Source organism: Nocardioides marinquilinus (genome assembly GCF_039543705.1).
Lineage (GTDB): Bacteria > Actinomycetota > Actinomycetes > Propionibacteriales > Nocardioidaceae > Nocardioides > Nocardioides marinquilinus.
This window is the reverse complement of the sequence record NZ_BAABKG010000019.1, coordinates 1-502: the sequence shown is the minus strand read 5'-3', so window position 1 is coordinate 502 and position 502 is coordinate 1. Positions and strand designations below refer to the sequence as shown.

General features: G+C 72.1%; 1 protein-coding gene. It reads right to left on the bottom strand.

The window, feature by feature from the left end; genetic code table 11:
• Positions 1–502, bottom strand: a 502-nt coding sequence (locus ABEA04_RS22980) for a hypothetical protein (RefSeq protein WP_345464710.1), incomplete at both ends; no start/stop codon positions are given.

Genomic DNA, 502 nt, shown 5'->3' with positions numbered 1-502 from the left:
GGCGACGCCGGTGAGCAGCCCGACCAGCGCTCCCTGCAGGAACACGGTTTCCACCCGCATCGGTCCGAGGGCGCCCGAGGGGAGGGCGAGCAGCTGCACGAGCCAGGTGGCCACGGCCATGCACAGCGCGCACACCAGCGTGACGTACACGATGCGCGACGGGACCCGCAGCGTGTGGCCGAGCCTCCACCAGGCGAGGTCCCGCCGCTCGGACGCGCCCTGGGTCAGGCTGTGGGCCAGATAGCCGAGCCAGCGCTCGGACCGGTCCGGGTCCCAGTTCCGCTGCCTGGTGCCGTCGTCGTTCCGTTCCGGAGCGCGGTACTGGTAGACCGCCGGGACGAAGCCGGCCAGCAGATGCTCCCGGCGACGCAGCTCCGCGCCCAGGGAGACCAGAGCGCGTTCCACCAGGTGGGTGTCCAGGTCGGTGACCAGACCGACCGTGTGCGGCAGGTCGGCGCACTCGGCGAAGGCGCTGCCGCCCTTGTAGTCGACCAGCACGAAC